Source organism: Nitrosospira sp. TNL300 (assembly GCF_055385915.1).
The window spans coordinates 1,250,781-1,271,178 of record NZ_AP041005.1 but is presented as its reverse complement, the minus strand read 5'-3'; the positions used below and the strand labels follow the sequence as shown (position 1 = coordinate 1,271,178).

The following is a 20,398-nucleotide window of genomic DNA, read 5'->3' as shown; positions in this document are numbered from 1 at the left end:
TTCAGCTTTTTGTTTTTGAACCAGCGATACCGACTCCGAACTATTGAACCTGGCGATTAGCCTCAGCCTTTGAGCCTGTCCAGGTCATCGACATCGATGGTGCGCAGGCTGCGAAACAGCACAACCAGTATCGCAAGCCCGATGGCAGACTCCGCTGCAGCAACGGTAAGGATGAAAAACACGAACACTTGACCGGATGCGTCCTGGAGATAATGCGAAAAAGCAACAAAATTCATGTTTACCGCCAATAGCATCAGCTCAATGGCCATCAACAGGATGATCACGTTCTTTCTGTTGAGGAAGATACCGACAATGCTGATGGCAAACAGAATCGCACCGATAACAAGATAATGGGATAACGAAACCACTACGCCCCCTTTCATGGCGGCGTAAAAACGCCGCAATATATTACTTTTATTCTTTCTTCTCGGATGCCATCGACACGATGCGGATGCGGTCTTCACGCTTCACCGCTACCTGCTTGGCGACGTCCATGGATTTGCTCCCGCTGCGCTGGCGCAAGGTCAGCGCGATTGCAGCCACAATCGCGACCAGCAGAATCACCGCAGCGAGTTCAAAGGCATAAACGTATTCGGTGTAGATCAGGCGCCCCAGTTCCTTGGTGTTGCTGTAGTCGGCCGCCCGCGCCGCCGGGGCGGGGAGCTCGCCGGCACCGAACTGCTTGCCCGTCAGGACCATGGCCATCTCGATCGACATCAGCAGGCCGAGCAGTAATCCGAATGGAAACCATTTCCAGAAGCCTTCCCTGAGCCGGGCAAGATTGATGTCGAGCATCATCACGACGAACAGGAACAGCACCATCACTGCTCCCACGTAGACCAGCACCAGGGTAATGGCAAGAAATTCCGCCTCCAGCAGCAGCCATAATCCGGCGGAGGCAAAAAAGGCCAGCACCAGCAACAATGCCGAGTGCACCGGATTGCGCGCGGTGATGACCCCGAGGGCCGAGGCTACCAGTACCGCGGAAAAAAAGTAGAAGATTATATCTGCAAAACTCATATGGGTACTTCTAGAAATCCGGGAGTCTGGAAGGGTTCACGTAAGATAAAAATGAGCTCATGAAAATGTCTTCCGCTTGTTTCTGCGGGTAAGCGTGACGAGCGCGATAATCCAGCGCTCCCGTAACGAAGGCAGTGGATGCCTCGACCTGATGAAAATATCCACTGCCAATATTGACGAGCCAGGCGCGATTCATCGGTAACCTGCATCGGCTGCCCGATCCTGTGCTATCTGTTCCTCATACCGATCCCCCACCGCCAGCAGCATCTGCTTGGTATAGATGAGGTCGCCACGCTTCTCCCCGTGGTATTCCAGGATGCGGGTCTCCACAATCGAGTCCACCGGACAGGATTCCTCGCAAAAACCGCAAAATATGCACTTTGTCAGATCGATGTCATATCGCGTGGTACGCCGCGTTCCATCCTCGCGCTGCTCGGATTCGATGGTAATCGCCAATGCCGGACATACCGCTTCGCACAGCTTGCAGGCTATGCAGCGCTCTTCTCCGTTAGGGTATCTGCGCAAGGCATGCAAACCTCTGAAGCGAGGAGATTGCGGCGTCTTTTCTTCAGGAAAATACACCGTGATCTTCCGAGCGAACATATTTCTCCCCGTGAGCATCATTCCTTTGATGAGCTCGAACAGCAGGAAAGTGCGGAAAAAATCCTTGATTCGGTTCATGGCTTCCTCCTGTGTCAGTGAAACCACAAGTTAAGCGGGAATGCGCTCCGAATCGACGCCGGAAGCTGCATCACCAGGCCGAGCACCACTATCCAGACGAGCGTGATCGGAATGAACACCTTCCAGCCAAGACGCATGATCTGGTCGTAGCGATAACGTGGAAACGTGGCGCGGAACCAGAGAAAACAGAACAATAGAAATGATGCTTTCAGGACCAGCCAGATGAAGCCGGGAACCAGGGTAAACGGCGCAACGTTGACAGGAGGCAGCCATCCACCCAGGAATATGATGCTTGCAAGCATGGCCACCAAGATCATGTTGGAATATTCCGCCAGGAAAAACACCGTGAACGCCATGCCCGAATACTCGACATGAAAGCCCGCCACGATTTCGGATTCACCCTCGGCGACATCGAATGGAGCACGATTGGTTTCCGCGACGCCGGAAATAAAATAAACCAGGAACATGGGAAACAGCGGTATCAGATACCAGTTCAGCATGCTGGCGCCTTGCTGGCCCTTGACGATGTCACCCAGGTTCAGGCTCTGGGACATCATGAGAACGCACACCAGCGCAAAACCCATGGCCAGTTCGTAAGAAACTACTTGAGCCGCCGAACGCATTGCTCCCAGGAATGCGTATTTGGAGTTGGAAGCCCACCCCGCAATGATGATGCCATAGACCCCCATCGAGGTCATGGCCAGAATATAAAGCAGGCCGGCGTTGATGTCCGCCAGGACCACATCCGGAGAAAAGGGAATGACTGCCCAGGCCGCCAGCGCCGGTGCGAACGTCAGTATGGGCGCAAGCACGAACAGGACTTTGTTCGCTCCACTCGGGATGATGATTTCTTTCATCACCGCCTTTACCGCATCGGCAATGGGTTGCGCCCATCCCCCCAGCCAGGGGATGCCAAAGAAGGTTACCCGATTGGGACCCACGCGCAGTTGCATATAGCCAATGATTTTGCGTTCGGCGAATGTGAGATAGGCGACTGCCAGCATCAGTGGCAGCACGATGGCCACAATCAGAAGGACATTCTTCGCCAGCAGGAAAAGAGCAGGTCCCCACTCAGGACCAAAAAAATCCCCGAACAGTTGTTGCGCGTATCCCATCAGATAATCCGAGTACCGTTCGTCACGATTTTTCTACCGTGATCTGATCAAACATTCCGCCCAGGGCCGCAGTCGAAGGGTGGGCGGAGGCAATCCTTATGCAGTTGGCTGGCAAGCTGTCATCCTGCGCGACAGGCAGCCGCACCTCACCTTCTCCCTGCTTCAGCCGTATGACTTCGTCGGTCTGCAGGCCCAATTGCGCCATGAGGCTCCCCGGCATCCACGCTAAAGGGGCAGCCGCATCGCGCGTGCGCTGCAACGACTCCGCCCGGCGCACGATGAGGTCGGCCTGATAAATCGGAACCTCACCGATACGTTGCAACCCTTCGCCTCCCTTATTTTCCTTACTGGCTTCAATGGGACTCACAGCAAGACTTCCCAGACTGTTATTCAACCAGGCGCTGACGTCGTTTCCGACCGGAAGAACGTCCGCTCGCACCTGCTCCGGCGTTTCATAATCAAAGCCATCGAGTTGCAGAATATTACCCAGCACCCGCAATACCTTCCATGTGGGACGCGCTTCCCCGAGCGGCGCAACCACACCGTTGAAGCTTTGCACCCGCCCTTCCGTGCTGATGAAAGTACCCGAGGTTTCTGTGAAGGGCGCAATCGGCAGCAATACATCCGCATAATTGTCCTGAATGGCGGCGTGGCTCTTGTATGCATTCATCATTACAACCAGATCAGCTGCTGCCAGTGTTTTGACTGCGCGCTGGGGGTTGTAGCCGTCCAGCTCCGGCTCCAGGTTCAACAGGACGTATGCCTTGCATCCGGTCCCGCTCGCCGGGCCGTCCATGCCGAGCATTTGTGAGGCATTGGCGCCCTGCCCTCCATGCCTGCCTCCAGCAGTATCTGCGTTACGGTTACCAAAGGGAACCGCACCGGCAATATAAGCTCCGACGCTGTTGGCAGCCTCTCCCAGCACTCCGAAGCGAACATCGGAAATTTGTGCGATATGCTGGGCCAGCTTGCAGATATCCGCGTAGCGGGGATGATGTTGCGCGAGATTTCCGATGAAAACCGCAGCGGGTTTGTTGTCGTTGAGACTGGCCGCCATCGCACGGGCAGTATCGCCCGCACTGATAGTGCTCAGGGCGTTTTTAGCGTCATCGGGAATCTCCACGCCCTTCAACTCGGCAATGGCTTTCAACACCTCTGCCAGCATGGATACCATTTTGTCGGGCGCAACAATAGCACGATTTCTTACCTTGGTCAGCAGGTCATCGTCGATCGGGTTGATCACATTCAATTGCGCGCCATGCTTCACGGCCTGGCGGATACGATGCGCAAGGAGAGGATGGTCCTTTCGCAAGGTGCTGCCTATGACGAGCAGTGACTTCAACTGCGAAATTTCGGCAATGGGCATTCCCAGCCAGGGAGCGCCCTGCATCTGCGAGTCCGCACGGAAATCGCTCTGGCGCACGCGATGATCCACACTTGCGCTGCCTAATCCCCTTACAAGTTTCTGCAACAGGTAAAGTTCTTCAAGCGTGCTGTGAGCAGAACCCAGCGCCCCGATGCTTTCCGCTCCATACTTTTCTTTTACATCTTTGAGGCCATTGGCCACAAACTCCAGCGCAGTTTGCCAGTCGCATTCCTGCCACACGCCTCCCTGCTTTATCATCGGCCTGGTAAGACGCTCCTCGGAGTTCAATCCCTCGTAGGAAAAACGGTCTTTGTCCGATAGCCAGCACTCATTGATTTCCTCATTCTCGCGGGGCAGCACGCGCATCACGCGATTCTGCTTTATCTGGACGATGAGATTGGAGCCAAGACCGCAATGCGGGCTTATGGATTTTCGGCGTGACAGTTCCCAAGTGCGCGCGGAATAGCGAAAGGGCTTGCTGACAAGAGCGCCCACCGGGCACAGATCGATCACGTTACCGGATAACTCCGAATCCACGGTTTTACCGACAAACGCGAGGATTTCCGCGTGCTCGCCACGTCCCGCCATGCCCAATTCCATGATCCCTGCGATTTCCTGCCCGAAGCGCACGCAACGCGTGCAATGAATACAACGGGTCATGTCGGTGGAAATCAGCGGACCGAGATTCTTGTTAGCCACCACACGCTTGGCTTCGGTATAACGCGACGAACTCGCTCCGTAGCCCACGGCCAGATCCTGCAACTGGCACTCCCCACCCTGATCGCAAATCGGACAGTCCAGCGGATGATTGATGAGCAGAAATTCCATCACACCTTTCTGGGCTGTTACTGCCTGCCCGGAATGGGTGAAAACTTTCATGCCCTCCATCGCAGGCGTGGCACACGCAGGCAGCGGCTTGGGCGCTTTCTCCACCTGCACGAGGCACATGCGGCAGTTGGCGGCAATGGAGAGTTTCTTGTGATAGCAGAAATGAGGGATGTATATGCCGAGCTGATTGGCACCATCCATGACCGTGCCATTCTTGGGCACGGACACCGGTTTACCATCGATTTCGAAATTGATCATTACGTATTTGCTCCGGGGCAACAAGCAGCCGCAAACAAGAAAAGACTCATGACTTCATCCGTTTTACACCAGGCATTTCTTGTGTTCGACGTGGTACGCAAATTCATCACGGAAATGCTGAATCATGGCGCGCACCGGCATGGCGGCCGCGTCACCCAATGCGCAGATCGTGCGTCCCTGAATGTTGTCAGCGAGATTATTGAGCAGATCCAGGTCTTCCAGGCGACCTTTTCCTGTTTCGATCCGATGAACGATACGGTAAAGCCATCCCGTGCCTTCACGGCAGGGCGTGCACTGGCCGCAGGATTCTTCATAGTAAAAATAGGATAAACGTTCCAGTGCCCTGACCATGCAGGTCGTATCATCCATGATAATGACCGCGCCTGAACCGAGAAATGATCCCGCCTTGGCAATCGAGTCATAGTCCATATCGGTCTGCATCATGACATCGCCCGGCAATACCGGCATGGATGAACCACCCGGAATGCAGCCTTTCAGCTTGCGCCCGCCGCGCATGCCGCCAGCCATCTCCAACAGGGTTGCAAACGGTGTACCCAGCGGCACTTCATAATTACCAGGCTTGTTCACATGGCCAGAAACGGAAAAAATCTTGGTTCCACCGTTGTTTGGCTTACCCAGTTGCAGAAACTTGTCACCGCCATGGCGGATAATCCACGGTACCGCCGCAAATGTCTCCGTGTTGTTGATGGTAGTCGGTTTACCATAGAGACCGAAGCTTGCCGGAAAAGGCGGCTTGAAGCGCGGTTGACCTTTTTTACCTTCCAGCGACTCAAGCAGCGCTGTTTCCTCGCCGCAGATATAGGCGCCATAGCCATGATGGTTGTATAACTGGAAGCTGAAATCGGAACCGAGGATGTTATCCCCGAGATAGCCTGCCGCGCGGGCTTCATCCACTGCCTCTTCCATGCGCTCGTAGACGTCCCAGATTTCGCCGTGCACGTAGTTGTAGCCCGCCCTGATACCCATCGCATAGGCTCCGATCAGCATGCCCTCGATCAGCATATGCGGGTTGTGACGCATGATGTCGCGATCCTTGAAGGTACCAGGTTCACCTTCATCCGAATTGCATACCAGGTATTTGTCGCCTTCGTACTGCTTGGGCATGAAGCTCCATTTCAGTCCGGTCGGAAAACCGGCGCCCCCGCGACCCCGCAAGGCGGATTTCTTTACCTCCTCGATGACCTTTTCCGGGGGAATTCTCTCGCTCAGGATTTTTCTGAGCGCAACATATCCTTCACGCTGTTCATAATTCTTCAGCCGCCAATCGTTGGGGTCCGATGGATTCAAGCCGGCCAGCAGTATTTGCGCAGACTGGTTCATTTGCTTAAATCCTCCAGTAACTGGTCGATCTTGTCATTGGACATGAAGCTGCACATGCGTTTGTTATTGACCAGGAGAACCGGGGCATCTCCACATGCACCCATACATTCCCCTTCTTTCAAGGTAAATTTTCCGTCCGCAGTGGTCTCGTTGAAGCCTATTCCCAACCTTTCCCTGAAATGGGCGACTGCCTCGTTCGCGCCGGACAGCGCACATGGAAGATTCGTGCAGACCGTGATCTTGTATTTTCCGATTGGCTGCAAATTGTACATGTTGTAGAAAGTAGCCACTTCGTATACGGCGATCGACGGCATGTCCAGGTACTCCGCCACAAAATCCATCGTTTCGGTGGTCAGCCACCCTTTCTCATCCTGGGCGATGGCGAGCGCCGACATTACCGCGGATTGTTTCTGGTCTGCGGGATATTTGGTCAACTCGTAGTCGATTTTTTTCAGAGACTCTGTGCTTAGCATGTTGATAGCCGTTTCACCTTCAGTGCGTCATCTGTCTATTTCACCAAACACAATGTCCTGGGTACCAATGATGGCAACCACATCGGCAATCATATGGCCGCGCGACATTTCGTCCAGCGCTGCCAGATGGGCAAAGCCCGGAGCGCGAATTTTCATGCGGTAAGGCATGTTGGCGCCATCCGATATCAGATAAATGCCGAATTCCCCTTTCGGGTGCTCGACTGCCGCGTAGGTTTCACCAGGCGGCACGTGAAATCCTTCAGTGAAAAGCTTGAAATGATGGATCAGTTCCTCCATGTTCTGCTTCATGTTCACACGGGAAGGCGGCGCGACCTTGTGGTTATCCGTTATGACCGGACCCGGATTCTTGCGCAACCAATCGATACATTGCCTGATGATGCGATTGGATTGCCGGAATTCTTCGATCCGGACCAGATACCGGTCGTAGCAATCTCCATTGACGCCGACAGGTATATCGAAATCGAGTTGATCGTAGACCTCATAGGGCTGCTTCTTCCGCAGATCCCACTCGACGCCGGATCCGCGCAGCATGGGACCTGTGAATCCCAGGGCCATTGCCCGTTCGGGAGAAACCGTTCCGATGCCTACCAGCCGCTGTTTCCAGATACGATTGTCGGTAAGCAAGGTCTCGTACTCATCGACGTACGTTGGAAACCGGTTGGTGAAGTCTTCGATGAAATCGAGCAGCGAACCCTGGCGGTTCTCGTTGCGCGCCTTGATTGTTTTTTCGTCGTGAATTTTTGACGCCTTGTATTGCGGTATCGAATCCGGCAAATCCCGGTAAACGCCGCCCGGCCGGTAGTAGGCTGCGTGCATCCTTGAGCCCGAAACCGCTTCATAGACATCCATCAGGTCTTCCCGGTCGCGGAATGCGTAAAGGAATACCGTCATCGCGCCCACGTCCAGCGCGTGTGCTCCCAGCCACAGAAGATGATTGAGTATCCGCGTGATTTCGTCGAACATCACCCGGATATACTGCGCGCGTATTGGCACTTCGAGCTGAAGCAGCTTCTCGATCGCCATTACATACGCGTGCTCGTTGGACATCATGGAGACGTAGTCCAATCTGTCCATGTAAGGGACTGACTGGATATATGTCTTGTATTCGGCAAGCTTTTCCGTTGCACGATGCAGCAGCCCGATGTGCGGATCGGCGCGTTGTATGACTTCTCCGTCGAGCTCCAGCACCAGTCGCAAGACACCATGGGCGGCCGGATGCTGCGGGCCGAAGTTCATCGTGTAGTTACGTATCTCAGCCATCGTTGACAGACCACAAAAATCTCATTCAGAGTCTCCATAATGCTCTTCCCGGATAACACGAGGCGTGATCTGGCGCGGTTCTATGGTGACCGGCTGATAGATGACCCGCTGTTGGTCGGGATCGTAGCGCATCTCCACATTGCCGCTGAGCGGAAAATCCTTGCGGAATGGACTGCCGATAAATCCGTAATCCGTGAGGATACGGCGCAGGTCGGGGTGACCGGTGAACACGATGCCAAAAAGATCGAATGCTTCGCGTTCAAACCAGTTGGCGGAGGGCCATATATCTATTACCGAATCCACGACCGGAAATTGGTCATCCTCGGGGAATGCCTTTACACGCACTCTGCGGTTATGCCGGATCGAAAGCAGGTGATAAACGACAGCGAAGCGTTGGCCCTCACGTCCTTGCTCCGAAGTGGGCTCTACCCCATAGATGGAGTAATCCACTCCACACAGGTCGATGAGCATCTCGAAACCCAGTTCGGGATGGTCGCGCAAGGCTCTCATTACCGGCACCAGGTTAGCCGGAGGCACCGTAATGATGAGCTGATCCAGTTGCTGATTGATGTTGGCAAGTTTATCCGCCAACACATTCTGAAGGCAAAGCGCGAGCGTTTCCAGACGAGTGGACGACATAGATGAGCCTAGCGAGCGATGGTATTGGTGCGGTGGATCTTGTTCTGGAGCTGGATAATGCCGTACAGAAGAGCTTCCGCGGTAGGCGGGCAACCGGGGACATAAATATCGACCGGGACGATACGATCACATCCGCGCACCACCGAGTAGGAGTAATGATAATAACCGCCGCCATTGGCGCAGGAGCCCATGGATATCACCCAGCGCGGCTCTGCCATCTGGTCATATACCTTGCGGAGTGCAGGCGCCATTTTATTGCAAAGGGTTCCGGCAACAATCATGACGTCCGACTGACGCGGACTGGGACGAAACACAATTCCAAAGCGGTCAAGATCGTAACGGGATGCGCCTGCCTGCATCATTTCGACGGCGCAGCACGCCAGGCCAAAAGTCATCGGCCACATCGAACCGGTACGCCCCCAGTTGATGACCGAGTCGAGGCTTGTAGTGACAAAGCCTTTTTCCATTACTCCGTTCGTACTCATGGCCTCAATCCCACTCCAGAGCGCCCTTCGTCCACTCGTAAATGAAGCCGACGACAAGGATGCCGAGAAAAACCATCATGGCAATAAAACCGAACAGGCCGATTTCATTCAATACCACTGCCCATGGGAACAGGAACGCTATCTCCAGATCGAACAGAATAAACAGAATGGCTACCAGATAGTAGCGCACGTCGAATTTCATGCGGGCGTCTTCAAACGCCTCAAACCCGCATTCATATGGAGACAGTTTCTCGCTATCTGGACGATTGGGACCGAACAGCCAGCCAAATCCCATTGCCAGAGCCCCTATGACAAGGCCAAGCAGGATAAACAACAGAATAGGAAAATAGTTTTCGAGCATGTGATGTGTTAGCTATCGAACAAATATAAGGACTCGTTTCCAGATAACATTTATACCTTATCGGTATCTCCGTTGGCCTGATGCTCGGTCCTACAAATGGTGCCGACGGCGAGACTCGAACTCGCACAGCTTTCGCCACCGCCCCCTCAAGACGGCGTGTCTACCAATTCCACCACGTCGGCAGTTTAATTTGAACGCCGATCCGGAACGTAATCTGGTTAGAACACAATTCCAGTCGGTTGTTCAATTAACTCAGCATTAACTTACTCAGGTATTTCTGTTGCCTTGGAAGGCCCCTCTTCTGCCGCAGGCGCTGCCGGAGCGGGCTCTGCGGGTTTGATAGATTGGATCGGCACAGCTTTGTCCATCACTCCTCCACTCTCGTTCCTGTTGGTGGAAAGATAGGTCAGGCCAAGGCTGGTCATGAAAAATACGGCAGCCAGCACGCCCGTCGTTCGGCTGAGGAAGTTCGCGGAACCACTGGCGCCAAACAAACTTCCTGACGAGCCACTGCCAAAAGCCGCGCCCATATCCGCACCTTTGCCGTGCTGCAGCAGAACCAGGACGATTACGCCCGCTGCGGACAAGACATGTAGTATCCAAATCAGTGTTTCCAAAGTTGCTCCAATAAGAATTAATCTTTCGCGGCCCGGGCAATGGCGATAAATTCTTCAGCAACGAGCGAAGCGCCGCCAATCAATCCGCCGTCGATGTCTGGCATAGCGAATAGTTCAGTGGCGTTGGCCCCTTTGACACTGCCGCCATAAAGAATTTTCAATCCCTCAGCCACTTCCGCTGCGTCGGCAGCAATTCTGCCGCGAATAAACGAATGCACCTCCTGAGCCTGATCGGGGCTCGCGGTCTTGCCGGTGCCAATGGCCCACACCGGTTCATAAGCCAGCACCGCCGTATTCAAGGCATTTATTCCCGCCGACTTCACCACCGCATCCAGTTGCTCTGCCACAACCTGCTCCGTAATCCCGGCCTCCCGCTGCTCGAGAGTTTCACCAACACATAAAACAGGGACCAGGCCAGCGCCTTGAGCCGCCTTGAATTTGAGCGCTACGGTATGGCTATCCTCCCCATAGAGCGCCCGCCGCTCGGAGTGGCCGACAATCACGTAGCGACAGCCAAAATCCAGCAGCATGGATGCTGAAATTTCACCGGTATAGGCGCCTTTTTCGTGCTGACTTACGTTCTGGGCACCCCAGGAAACGTGCGTACCTTCCAAAATCGATTGCGCTTGGGGTAAGTAAGGATAAGGTACACATACCGCCAACTCGACTCCGCTCAGGTCTGCCGTGGCAGCAAGAACTGCATTCAGCAAATCCCGGTTCTGCAGCGTTCCGCCGTGCATTTTCCAGTTACCCGCAACCAGCTTGGAACGTATAGCCATGAAGGATTCGCCTTTTAACTTGAAAGCTGCGAATGTTACCTGTGAATGGATACCGGGTCAATCGGGGGCTGCGTCGAAGCTTTGAACCGCTGACAAGGCAAGTATTATTACCTGCAGCCAGGATCTTTCAGGCAGCAAAGCCTTACGGCTGAATGAATAACAATTTCCTGGCAACCGAAAAGGGGAAAGAGGGAAAAGTTGGCTGAAGCACTCCTTATCCGAAGCGCCCGGTAATGTAATCTTCCGTCTGTTTGTTTTTAGGTTTGATGAAAATCGTATCCGTCACCCCAAACTCGATCACTTCGCCCAGATACATGTAGGCGGTGTAATCCGACACACGGGCAGCTTGCTGCATGTTATGTGTGACGATCAGGATTGTTACCTTGTCTTTCAGATCGGCTATAAGTTCCTCTATGCTGGCTGTGGCAATGGGGTCGAGTGCAGAAGTGGGTTCATCGAACAGGAGAATCTCAGGGTCGGTTGCAAGTGCGCGCGCGATGCACAACCGCTGTTGCTGTCCGCCCGAAAGATTGTAAGCAAGCTGATGCAGGCGATCCTTCACTTCATCCCACAGGGCGGCACCCCTGAGTGCGTCTTCCACTTTTTCATCCAGTATCGCGCGGCGTCTGACACCCCGGACCCGTAAACCATAAGCAACGTTCTCATAAATGGATTTCGGAAAAGGATTGGGTTTCTGAAACACCATGCTGATGCGCATGCGTACTTCAATGGGATCCACGCTCCGGGAAAGAATATTGACATTATCCGGGTGAAGGATAATGTCCCCCATGTAGCGATTCCCCGGATAGAGATCATGCATGCGGTTGAAGCAGCGCAGGAACGTCGATTTGCCGCATCCCGAGGGGCCGATCAAGGCGGTCACCTTTTTTTCATGCAGCATCATGTTGATGTTCTTGAGCGCCGAAAATGAACCGTAGTAGAAACTCAGATTCCTGACTTCGGACTTGTATTGGGACGACGAAAAATCTTCTACCATTTGAGGTTCTTGCGCATCCGGTAGCGGAGATAGATCGCGAGCGCATTCATGGTGAGAGTCATTACCACCAGTACCAGGCCAGCCGCGGCTGCGTTCACCTGAAACGCTTCTTCCGGCCGCGATACCCAGTTGAACATCTGGATAGGCATGACAGTAAATGGCGCCATCAGCCATTCGAAGGAAATATAAGGAAACTCCTCCTTGAAGGGAGATGGCGGTAGAAAAGCAATAAAGGTCAAGGCACCGATGGTGATAATCGGAGCCGTTTCTCCAATTGCACGCGCAAGGCCGATTATGATGCCGGTGAGAATCCCGGCTGCGGAATAAGGCAGAAGATGGTCAGAAACAGTTTGCCATTTGGTTGCACCCAGCGCATAGGCGCCTTCACGTATGGTGACCGGAATGGCGCGTATTGCCTCCCGGGTGGCAACGATAACGATCGGAAGAATGAGCAAAGCCAGCGCAAGTCCCGCGGAGAGAATGCTCTGGCCGAATCCAAGTTGGTGAACAAACAGGCTCAGCGCCAGAAGCCCGTAGATGATTGATGGCACGCCGGCAAGGTTGGTCACATTGATCTCGATGATCTCGGTAAGAATATTTTTAGGGGCATATTCTTCCAGATAGATGCCTGCTCCAACCCCCAGAGGCACCGCTGCCGCGGCTGTCACTATCATTACAAGAGTGGTCCCCACCCAGGCGGAGAGTATGCCTGCCGATCCTGGACGCCGCGAGGGGAAGGATGTAAAGAAATCCCAGGACAAGCGAGGAAGGCCGTCAATGAGCATGTGCGAGAACAAGGCGATGAACGTAAGTACGGCAATCATCAGCACAAGCAAACCGGTAACAAGGAAAATCAGGTCCCCCAGCTTGTGCCGGGCGATGATAGCGCGAATCTCCCTCAGATTTCGAGCGTCACTCATGGGTACCTTCTCGCAAAGGGAATGGAAACCGGGGAGCTTGATTCAACAGGAACCACCTACGGAATTTTAGAAATGAAACGAGCTGGTCATGGAAACAGGGTTCGAAACATGCTTCAATATACCTCGCGGAAGCGCTTGCGCAGAAGATGCCCGATAATATTGAATACCAGCGTTATAAGCAGCAGGGTCAATCCCGCTGCAAAGATAGTCTGGTATCCGATACTGCCATGCGGCAGATCGCCCAGGCTTACCTGAACGATATAAGCGGTGATGGTAGCGGCAGGTTCCATCGGATTCCACGTGAGGTTTGGCTGCATTCCCGCTGCTATCGCAACCACCATCGTTTCCCCCACTGCCCGGGAAATACCCAGAATATAAGCTGCGGCAATGCCGGAGAATGCTCCTGGCATTACCACGCGAACAGCCGTCTGGAACCGGGTCGCACCCATTGCATAAGAACCTTCCCGCAGATGCATGGGTACCGCGCGCATCGCATCTTCCGCCATGGAGCTTACGTAGGGAATGATCATGATACCCATCACCAGCCCTGCCGAAAGAAGACTGAAACCGGGCAATTCCGGAAAAATTTTCTGCAATAGAGGCGTAACAAACAGCAATGCAAAGTAACCGTATACGACTGTTGGAACACCCCCCAGCAGTTCGAGAAAGGGCTTGGCCACCTCACGGACGGTAAAAGGCGCGAACTCGGATAGATAAATGGCAGTGATGGTGCCCATCGGGATAGCAACGAGCAAGGCCACAGCAGAGCTTACTACGGTACCGGAAACGAGTGGAAGTATACCGTAATGCGCATTATCGAAAAGGGGTGTCCACTGCGTGTCGGTAAGAAATTCCCAGAGAGATACATGCTCGAAAAATGAAAGGGATTCCGTGACCAGCATCACGACGATCGCAAGGGTAATGGCGACGGAAACGAATGCCGTCAAAAAAAGCAAGGCCTCAATAAAACGCTCACTCAGATGACGGCGATAGTTATATCCAAGTGCACTGGAGTCGGAAGTATTATCGGAGCGGCGCGCTGTCACCGGGAACTGCACCTTGAAGTGAGACCATTGGGAGGGCCTAAATAGTATGATGGAAATATTACAGTTTCGTGACAACCATTCACACAAAAGAAATCCGGCTCTCCCTACGGCGAGCCAGAAGATCATTCAGTGATTAGGCTATCGAGGGTAAATCCCGGACACTCTCACATGCAATATAAGTGCAGCGTCCTGAGAATAAACCGTAACGACAGAAATCGAATTCTCGATCAGGAAATTCAGGCTGAACTGATTAAGCGTGAAGCATAGCAGACAGCAGGGTGTTTTCGCTGGATTCAGCCTGGAATCCAGCGAAAACAGCAGAAGCAAGGAGATAGTATAAACCGGATCGGTAATTACAGTAGCAAAGAACGTACTGCAGTTCTTTCTGCCGATTCCGGCTTACTCCTCGTCTTCCTCTTCCTCGTCGTCCTCATCCTTCTTTTCGGGCTTGAGCACCATCTTGCCCTGCTTGATGCTCTCGTTCAGGTCGGTTTCTGCAACCTCCTTGTGCACCAGGTTCTGGTGACAGTCGATGCAGGTGGCCCCTTCCGTCTCCATCTTCTTGTGCGCAGCCTTGGCATCCGCTCCGGGAGGCTGCGGATTCCGGTGGCAGGCGCGGCAGGTGCGGCTGTCCCACTTCTTGAGATTCATGCGCGCATCGTGCGCCATGATCAATCGACGCTCGTTGAATTTCTCCAGCGTGGAGTAGTCATTGACCGTCTCGAGATAGAGCTCGCGCGCCCCATCCACCACGTGGGTCGCCACCGCCAGATGGAAGTTCTGCAATCCCTGCGGGATGTGGCAATCCTTGCAGCCAGGGTTGGCGCCAAGAGCGCCATAGTGCGAGGATTCCTTCAACTCCTCGGCCGGATAAGTCATGGAGTGGCAACTGGTGCAGAATTCGGTGGTGGAGACGGCCGCTTCGCCGCCCAATACCACCGCCACCATCACCACCCCCAAGAGTGTGCCTACCAGGAGGGCACTGCCTGTCTTCATCGCCATGTCAGTCGTCCGAACCTTTCTCGCCTACCTTGGCGCTGGCCTGGAATTCATCGTGGTACTTGAACTTCGGATCGCCAGTGAAGACGCCATCGAGCTTGAAGTGTTCGTGCATGGCCTTGGTGTCCTTCACGTACTTGTCAAAGTCGAAGGTGTATTTCTTGTCCACTTCCGGGGTGAAGGGGGTGTAGGGTTCCTTCGCGCCCTTCCACGGGCTGCCCTTGTAGTTCATGTGGCAGGCATTGCAGCTTTCCTCGAAGCTGAAGTCCTGACCGGCATCGGCCAGTACCTGGCGGGAGGCGGTCTTCTTCGATTTCTCGAAAGCGGCACCGGCTTTGCGGTGGATGCCGCGATACTTGGAGCCGGGTCCATGGCAGGATTCGCAGCCTACTCCGGTTAAGAACTTGCTCGGGTCTTCAATCGTATAGCCGCCTTCCTTGCCCCAGCCATCCACATGACAGCCGACACAGTCCTTGTCCTTGGTGTAGTCCTTGGCAGGATCGAGCTTGGCCTTCTTCTTGGCTTCGGCCTTGTTGTTGGGCTTCAACGAGTCCATGGCCTTGGCGTGCGCCGTGCTGCCGAAGGATTCGGCCTGGCTCTTGTGACAGGAACTGCATTTCTTGCGGCCTTCAAACGATTGGGCAGACGCGCTGCCTGCCATGACCGCAAACAGCGCTGCCGCGGTCAGGGCGAGTGTCATGCGATGGTTCATCCTTCCTCCTTTTTTCTTTCGGCAAGTATATCCGTTGTTTCCGTTATATCCCTGGATTTTTGTATCTCTTCCAGCTTCATGCGACTACAACTGATCCGTATTTTGTTATTCCCTGTTCTTGTTCTTCTGTTTGTCTTCCCTGTCATTGTAATGATAGCGCAATGATCGCAACTTCAGGACACACCTTTTATTGTACCCATACTGTATCTCCCGTTTATAGGGACGGGTAGCACCAGTACTATCACTCTTTCTGGTACCACTGGTACCGGTAGCGCACGGAGCGCAGCACGGGGGACCCGCGAAGCGGGGTCGGGCAGCGGAGGGGCGCTGCGACCGTGCTTTAATGCAGGTGTACTGAGTAAAGTGATGTATCAGCAACCGGAGTGTTTTTTTTCCATGCACGGTCGCTTTGCAGGTTACACCAATAATGGTATTGAGACTTACTCCTTGGAGGAAATGATACCGAAGCGCAGCACGGGGGACCCGCGTAGCGGGGTCGGGCAGCGGAGGGGCGCTGCGACCCGACCGTGCTGAATACAAGGTACAAGGTGTACGCTCCAGAGCAGTTTATCACGCTTAGAATACTTGCTCCCGTGCACGGTCGCCTTGGAAGTTCAATCGCGTAGAGGTGTACGCGACCGTGCTGAATATAGGTGTATGCACAGGGCCGATTCGCTACAGCGAAAATCCCTGGTCCCGTGCACGGTCGCTTTGTGGATTTACATCGATACTGATGCTCAAAGGCTCAAAGACACATAGGTCAGACGGAGCATCCGAAGTCAAGCTCAGGAATCAATAGTCTGTCAGGCAGAGCCTGACCTGCTTCAGGTAAAGAAGGCATGCCCGGGCTTTGCCCGGGCTACCTTACTTCTTGCTTTATAGCTGATTTGACAGGTGGTGCGGTTAGCAATGCGGCTGCCGGCAGAAGTGGGTGGTTATTAACTTCTGCTGCCGGCTGCCAGATATCGGTTTACTCAGAGGCTGGAGGCAGACTGGGAGCTGGGAAAGATGCGGCATCCTCCGGGGTTGCGCCGGAAGATGCAGGCTCCCGCCCGCCCGGTAGCCTGTACACCCAGTAGCCCCCGGTCTGGTAGATGAGTTGCACCGCAGCCAGGTCAAGCGGCATCGATTCGGTGAACGGCAGCATCTGCGCAATCAGCGTCCGGTCGCTTTTGTCATCCTTGAGGAAGTAGCCGCGCATCAGCCTGTCCGACAGGGATTGCAGGGTATAGGTCTTGTAGTTGTTGTCCTGTACCCATCTCTTGAGATAGTCGACCATGCCATGCATGTTGCCTTCCATCGGGAAGTTGCGATAGGCAACGTCGAACTGGCCCGGACGCATGATGCCAAGCTTGTACAGGTCGGTGACATGAATGGCGACATAGGCTTCGCGATCGCCCGCCAGTTCGCGCAGGATGGCAGCACCCGCTTCAGGTTCGGCCAGCAGAGCATCGGCAAAGCGCTCGAATCTCTGCTCCTCTTCCCGTCCTGCCTTGCCGCCCCAGAAGTCGTCTTCGTATTTGCGGATGGCGTCAGCCTGCTTCTGCCACGGAGCGGGTATGACCAGGTACTCGGAGAACTGCCCGCTAAACAGGGTGTCGCGCTTCGAGAGAAGCTTCAGCTGGCGCGAGGTGTCCCACCAGCCAAGCACCAGCGCATCCTTGCCGGCGTACTTGTCGATGGCGGCAGCCAGGGTGGCCAGTTCATTGAGTTTGAGATCGGTGGTGAGCAGCAGCTCACTCGTGCGGTTTTCCCAGTCGAGCCTCACCGGGGCGTCATTGCCGCGCCTAGCCGCATGCAGCACCGCCAGCGGCTGGGGAATGTCTTCGGCAAAGACTTCGTACCGGGCAATGGAAAGGTCCGGCCACTTGCCCAGTCCAAGTTGCGGGAATTTGTCTGCGCTGCCTTCTTCCACCAGCTGGTAGCGGTAGGGGGCAGGCCCGGGATTGAACCACGCCCAGGCAAACCACAGGAGTAAAAGAATTCCTCCCGCCACCAGGAGAATGCCCAGTGAGGGGAGGAGTTTGGAGCCAGGCCGCGCCAGGATGGCGCGGCTAGAGGTACTTGCGGTCAAAACAGGATATCAGTCCTTGCGGACGCCCTCGTTCTTCTCGCGCCGGCGCCAGCCTGCCAGGGCAAGCGTGCCAGCAAGCAGCATGCCGCCACCCAGACCGCCAAGCGAGAGCTTCTCGCTGCTGTCAAGGTCGAACAGGCTTGTCTTGCGCTTGGCATCGAGCTTGGCTACTTTCGCCTGCAACGCCGCCATTTCACGGATCTTGGTGTTCTCGTCCATGACTTCGACGTAGTCGCGGTTCATCGGGCCCCAGCCTTCGGTATAGGTCCAGCCACCCGGATTGACGTGCGCCAACCCTACGTGCAGTTTGGGAAGGTTGTTCTCTCCCATTTCCAGCACCTTGAGCTCGATTGCAGCAGGGTTGTTGTCCTTGCTCCAGTAGAGCTGGGTGAAGCCTGCGAACATTTCCTTGTCAGGCGGCAGCGGGGTCGGACGGTTGGTCTTCTGCCCGGTCAGCATCCCTTCCTTGTAGAGCTTCTCGGCCACGGCGTGCGCTTCCTTGTACTTGGCTATGCCGTGCAGCGTGCCCTTGTCCATGAATTCAAGATAGGAGCGGGCAAAACGCTCGGAGTGGCATTGCGTGCAGGTCTTGACCCAGGAGTCAAGCCGCGCTTCCGACCATTCGCTGTTGATGTTCTCGGCAATGCCGGGAACCGCGGGGTAGTTGGCCCAGCGTATCTTGCGCACGACGTTGTGGCTGTACTTGCCTTCATATTCGAAGTGGCAGCCGGCACAGGTGGGCGCTGTCTGCCCGCCCTTGGTGTAGGCGTCCTTCAGGGGTGCGTTCCAGTTCCACTTGTCGCCCATGATCGATACCGTCTTGCCGTGCTTGCTCATGGAGTAGGCTTCCCAGTTGTTGTGGTCTACTCCGCTGTGGCAGGTGGCGCAGGCTTCAGGATGACGCGATTCGGCAGCAGAGAATTCGTGCCGCGTGTGGCAGGAGTCGCATTTGTTCTGGTTGGTGTGGCACATGCTGCAGCCTTCGGCAATCTCGCGCTGTGGCATGGAGGCAAATACCGCTACTTCGACGTTGGCCTTCCAGTCCAGTGCGTGCGAGGGGCGCCCCTGCGGCCATTGCTTGTTCGGCCATATCAGGGTGTCACGCTCGGATTCGCGTTCGGCAAATTCCTGCAGGTGGCAGGTGCCGCACACGTCCGCCGTCGGCATGCGCAAATCCTTCATGTGGTCTGCCTTGTCTTTCTTGTTGATGTCGACGTGGCAGTCGATACACCCTACTTCCTTGAGCTTGTCGTTGGCCCCAAGCTTGCCCATCGAGCGAAGATTCTTCTCCACATCTTCAAGCTTCGCCTTCTTGTAGTACGTCGGGTCTTCAGGCTTCAGGTTCCGGACCTTGTCCAGGTTCGCGTGCGTGCTCCTCTTCCAGGCACTCACCCATACCGGCGATTCGTCCGTGTGGCATTTGACGCATTCCTCACGCGCCGCAACTTCCTTCATCGAGGTCGGCGGCTTGTAATACGAGGCAGGGTCAAAGTACATGCTCATCGGGATCGGCTCCCAGTACTTCGCCAGCGTGCCACGTCCCGCTCCCTGCGCAGGATCCTTGTAACGCTTCACCAGCGCTGAATGCAGATCCTTCGGCGAGGCCGACTGCTCCAGCTTCAGTGCCTTATACGTCTCTTTGGGAACGCTGGGAAAGTTAGCCCACGTGGCGCCCGCAAACAGCACCCCACACGCAAGCGTAACCAGCCTCAGCCAAGGCTTCATTAACATCTGCTTCTCTCCTTTACTCCGTAATGATGTTGTTGTTTATCAGGAACGTTGAACAAGTCCTTGCAAAGGACGTTGCAGAGTAAAATTAAAATCGGGATAACCGGAAGACGCAAGAAATGCTGCAATCCCGTGAAATCATTCAACGTTCCCCGGATATCTGCATCACCGCATCCATATTGAATACGGCCTCCCCTGCACATATCCGCTGCGCCGGAAAAACCCGCGTCACCGGGCCAGACCAAAACAGCGCGTAGCCTAACCGGACACACATCCCCTGTCAAGAAAATTGAGATCAGACCACGAACCTGAATATGACAGCTGCAAGTCCTCCCAGCAGCAGGATACAAACAGTAAGCAGCATTTTCACACGAACCCGAAAAACCTCGATCGCTTCGACCATCAGGGCGTTCTGCTCAGCAAGCGATTTTATCAATTCGGCAGAAGACCTCTGCTCATCGCTCAACTCGATGAGTTTCGCCTCCAGGAAACGAACACGTTTGTCCAGGCTGCCCGAGGTATCTCCTGTCTGCCAATCTGTCGAGAAATCGGCTGTTTCCTTCTTTGTGGCAGAAAAAAGGTGCTTGGCTGCCTTTACGATATGCGGTGCGGATTCCACCACATTCCCCCAGGGAATGATTTTTAACGCTGTCATCCAGATTGACATATCCAAGCCTC

Annotated in this window: 22 protein-coding genes and 1 tRNA gene; all 23 read right to left on the bottom strand. The window is 54.6% G+C overall.

What is annotated here, in order from left to right; translation table 11 throughout:
• Positions 1-62 precede the first annotated feature (62 nt).
• Positions 63-368 (bottom strand): NADH-quinone oxidoreductase subunit NuoK, encoded by a 306-nt coding sequence (nuoK, locus tag ACZ5BW_RS05800; RefSeq protein ID WP_177171084.1) that lies wholly within the window; start codon positions 366-368, stop codon positions 63-65.
• Between the two features lie 46 nt (positions 369-414).
• The gene (locus ACZ5BW_RS05795; protein ID WP_464543323.1) at positions 415-1,020 is read right to left on the bottom strand and encodes an NADH-quinone oxidoreductase subunit J; all 606 of its coding nucleotides are present in this window, start codon (positions 1,018-1,020) and stop codon (positions 415-417) included.
• Between the two features lie 10 nt (positions 1,021-1,030).
• Positions 1,031-1,216 carry a hypothetical protein gene (locus ACZ5BW_RS05790; protein WP_464543322.1) on the bottom strand — a complete coding sequence of 62 codons (186 nt, stop codon included), beginning with the start codon at positions 1,214-1,216 and terminating at the stop codon, positions 1,031-1,033.
• Positions 1,213-1,701, bottom strand: a complete 489-nt coding sequence (gene nuoI / locus ACZ5BW_RS05785; RefSeq protein WP_464543321.1) for an NADH-quinone oxidoreductase subunit NuoI — start codon at positions 1,699-1,701, stop codon at positions 1,213-1,215. The genes ACZ5BW_RS05790 and nuoI overlap by 4 nt, the downstream gene beginning before the upstream one ends.
• 14 nt (positions 1,702-1,715) lie before the next feature.
• On the bottom strand, positions 1,716-2,816 hold the full coding sequence (nuoH, locus tag ACZ5BW_RS05780) for an NADH-quinone oxidoreductase subunit NuoH (RefSeq protein WP_464543320.1): 1,101 nt from the start codon (positions 2,814-2,816) through the stop codon (positions 1,716-1,718).
• 22 nt (positions 2,817-2,838) lie between these two features.
• Positions 2,839-5,268 carry an NADH-quinone oxidoreductase subunit NuoG gene (nuoG, locus tag ACZ5BW_RS05775; protein ID WP_464543319.1) on the bottom strand — a complete coding sequence of 810 codons (2,430 nt, stop codon included), beginning with the start codon at positions 5,266-5,268 and terminating at the stop codon, positions 2,839-2,841.
• Positions 5,269-5,331: 63 nt separating this feature from the next.
• Positions 5,332-6,609, bottom strand: coding sequence for an NADH-quinone oxidoreductase subunit NuoF (nuoF, locus tag ACZ5BW_RS05770; protein ID WP_464543318.1), 1,278 nt, complete (start codon positions 6,607-6,609; stop codon positions 5,332-5,334).
• Positions 6,606-7,082 carry an NADH-quinone oxidoreductase subunit NuoE gene (gene nuoE / locus ACZ5BW_RS05765; RefSeq protein WP_464543317.1) on the bottom strand — a complete coding sequence of 159 codons (477 nt, stop codon included), beginning with the start codon at positions 7,080-7,082 and terminating at the stop codon, positions 6,606-6,608. Before nuoE ends, nuoF begins: the two co-directional genes overlap by 4 nt.
• Before the next feature lie 27 nt (positions 7,083-7,109).
• Positions 7,110-8,363, bottom strand: a complete 1,254-nt coding sequence (locus tag ACZ5BW_RS05760) for an NADH-quinone oxidoreductase subunit D (RefSeq protein ID WP_464543316.1) — start codon at positions 8,361-8,363, stop codon at positions 7,110-7,112.
• A 21-nt stretch (positions 8,364-8,384) separates the two neighbouring features.
• Positions 8,385-9,002 (bottom strand): NADH-quinone oxidoreductase subunit C, encoded by a 618-nt coding sequence (locus tag ACZ5BW_RS05755; RefSeq protein WP_464543315.1) that lies wholly within the window; start codon positions 9,000-9,002, stop codon positions 8,385-8,387.
• A gap of 8 nt (positions 9,003-9,010) precedes the next feature.
• Positions 9,011-9,487, bottom strand: coding sequence for a NuoB/complex I 20 kDa subunit family protein (locus ACZ5BW_RS05750; RefSeq protein ID WP_011380436.1), 477 nt, complete (start codon positions 9,485-9,487; stop codon positions 9,011-9,013).
• A 4-nt stretch (positions 9,488-9,491) separates the two neighbouring features.
• The gene (locus ACZ5BW_RS05745; protein ID WP_074974391.1) at positions 9,492-9,848 is read right to left on the bottom strand and encodes an NADH-quinone oxidoreductase subunit A; all 357 of its coding nucleotides are present in this window, start codon (positions 9,846-9,848) and stop codon (positions 9,492-9,494) included.
• Positions 9,849-9,945: 97 nt separating this feature from the next.
• Positions 9,946-10,030 (bottom strand) — tRNA-Leu (locus ACZ5BW_RS05740).
• Between the two features lie 81 nt (positions 10,031-10,111).
• Complete coding sequence (gene secG, locus ACZ5BW_RS05735; protein WP_464543314.1) at positions 10,112-10,465, bottom strand: preprotein translocase subunit SecG; 354 nt, start codon at positions 10,463-10,465, stop codon at positions 10,112-10,114.
• A 17-nt stretch (positions 10,466-10,482) separates the two neighbouring features.
• Positions 10,483-11,238, bottom strand: coding sequence for a triose-phosphate isomerase (gene tpiA, locus ACZ5BW_RS05730; RefSeq protein WP_464543658.1), 756 nt, complete (start codon positions 11,236-11,238; stop codon positions 10,483-10,485).
• A 220-nt stretch (positions 11,239-11,458) separates the two neighbouring features.
• Entirely contained in the window at positions 11,459-12,241 is a 783-nt protein-coding gene (gene pstB, locus ACZ5BW_RS05725; RefSeq protein ID WP_464543313.1) for a phosphate ABC transporter ATP-binding protein PstB, read from the bottom strand.
• On the bottom strand, positions 12,235-13,161 hold the full coding sequence (pstA, locus tag ACZ5BW_RS05720) for a phosphate ABC transporter permease PstA (protein ID WP_464543312.1): 927 nt from the start codon (positions 13,159-13,161) through the stop codon (positions 12,235-12,237). Before pstA ends, pstB begins: the two co-directional genes overlap by 7 nt.
• A gap of 113 nt (positions 13,162-13,274) precedes the next feature.
• Positions 13,275-14,207 carry a phosphate ABC transporter permease subunit PstC gene (gene pstC, locus ACZ5BW_RS05715; RefSeq protein WP_464543311.1) on the bottom strand — a complete coding sequence of 311 codons (933 nt, stop codon included), beginning with the start codon at positions 14,205-14,207 and terminating at the stop codon, positions 13,275-13,277.
• Positions 14,208-14,606: 399 nt separating this feature from the next.
• Positions 14,607-15,209, bottom strand: a complete 603-nt coding sequence (locus ACZ5BW_RS05710) for a NapC/NirT family cytochrome c (RefSeq protein ID WP_464541062.1) — start codon at positions 15,207-15,209, stop codon at positions 14,607-14,609.
• Between the two features lies 1 nt (position 15,210).
• Positions 15,211-15,918 carry a cytochrome c-550 CycA gene (gene cycA, locus ACZ5BW_RS05705; protein WP_464541064.1) on the bottom strand — a complete coding sequence of 236 codons (708 nt, stop codon included), beginning with the start codon at positions 15,916-15,918 and terminating at the stop codon, positions 15,211-15,213.
• Between the two features lie 970 nt (positions 15,919-16,888).
• Positions 16,889-17,992, bottom strand: coding sequence for a hydroxylamine oxidation protein HaoB (haoB, locus tag ACZ5BW_RS05700; protein WP_464543310.1), 1,104 nt, complete (start codon positions 17,990-17,992; stop codon positions 16,889-16,891).
• Between the two features lie 9 nt (positions 17,993-18,001).
• The gene (locus ACZ5BW_RS05695; RefSeq protein WP_464541068.1) at positions 18,002-19,717 is read right to left on the bottom strand and encodes a multiheme c-type cytochrome; all 1,716 of its coding nucleotides are present in this window, start codon (positions 19,715-19,717) and stop codon (positions 18,002-18,004) included.
• A gap of 298 nt (positions 19,718-20,015) precedes the next feature.
• Positions 20,016-20,387, bottom strand: coding sequence for a hypothetical protein (locus tag ACZ5BW_RS05690; protein ID WP_464543309.1), 372 nt, complete (start codon positions 20,385-20,387; stop codon positions 20,016-20,018).
• Positions 20,388-20,398: the final 11 nt, after the last annotated feature.

What these genes read in the sequence shown, in the direction of transcription:
- ACZ5BW_RS05695 (WP_464541068.1), bottom strand. Translation starts at nt 19,717, where the DNA reads ATGAAGCCTTGGCTGAGGCTGGTTACGCTTGCGTGTGGGGTGCTGTTT.
- ACZ5BW_RS05795 (WP_464543323.1), bottom strand. Translation starts at nt 1,020, where the DNA reads ATGAGTTTTGCAGATATAATCTTCTACTTTTTTTCCGCGGTACTGGTA.
- nuoH (WP_464543320.1), bottom strand. Translation starts at nt 2,816, where the DNA reads ATGGGATACGCGCAACAACTGTTCGGGGATTTTTTTGGTCCTGAGTGG.
- pstB (WP_464543313.1), bottom strand. Translation starts at nt 12,241, where the DNA reads ATGGTAGAAGATTTTTCGTCGTCCCAATACAAGTCCGAAGTCAGGAAT.
- ACZ5BW_RS05750 (WP_011380436.1), bottom strand. Translation starts at nt 9,487, where the DNA reads ATGAGTACGAACGGAGTAATGGAAAAAGGCTTTGTCACTACAAGCCTC.
- ACZ5BW_RS05790 (WP_464543322.1), bottom strand. Translation starts at nt 1,216, where the DNA reads ATGAATCGCGCCTGGCTCGTCAATATTGGCAGTGGATATTTTCATCAG.
- cycA (WP_464541064.1), bottom strand. Translation starts at nt 15,918, where the DNA reads ATGAACCATCGCATGACACTCGCCCTGACCGCGGCAGCGCTGTTTGCG.
- ACZ5BW_RS05745 (WP_074974391.1), bottom strand. Translation starts at nt 9,848, where the DNA reads ATGCTCGAAAACTATTTTCCTATTCTGTTGTTTATCCTGCTTGGCCTT.
- ACZ5BW_RS05710 (WP_464541062.1), bottom strand. Translation starts at nt 15,209, where the DNA reads ATGGCGATGAAGACAGGCAGTGCCCTCCTGGTAGGCACACTCTTGGGG.
- nuoI (WP_464543321.1), bottom strand. Translation starts at nt 1,701, where the DNA reads ATGAACCGAATCAAGGATTTTTTCCGCACTTTCCTGCTGTTCGAGCTC.
- ACZ5BW_RS05760 (WP_464543316.1), bottom strand. Translation starts at nt 8,363, where the DNA reads ATGGCTGAGATACGTAACTACACGATGAACTTCGGCCCGCAGCATCCG.
- nuoG (WP_464543319.1), bottom strand. Translation starts at nt 5,268, where the DNA reads ATGATCAATTTCGAAATCGATGGTAAACCGGTGTCCGTGCCCAAGAAT.
- nuoE (WP_464543317.1), bottom strand. Translation starts at nt 7,082, where the DNA reads ATGCTAAGCACAGAGTCTCTGAAAAAAATCGACTACGAGTTGACCAAA.
- ACZ5BW_RS05690 (WP_464543309.1), bottom strand. Translation starts at nt 20,387, where the DNA reads ATGTCAATCTGGATGACAGCGTTAAAAATCATTCCCTGGGGGAATGTG.
- pstA (WP_464543312.1), bottom strand. Translation starts at nt 13,161, where the DNA reads ATGAGTGACGCTCGAAATCTGAGGGAGATTCGCGCTATCATCGCCCGG.
- nuoF (WP_464543318.1), bottom strand. Translation starts at nt 6,609, where the DNA reads ATGAACCAGTCTGCGCAAATACTGCTGGCCGGCTTGAATCCATCGGAC.
- ACZ5BW_RS05755 (WP_464543315.1), bottom strand. Translation starts at nt 9,002, where the DNA reads ATGTCGTCCACTCGTCTGGAAACGCTCGCGCTTTGCCTTCAGAATGTG.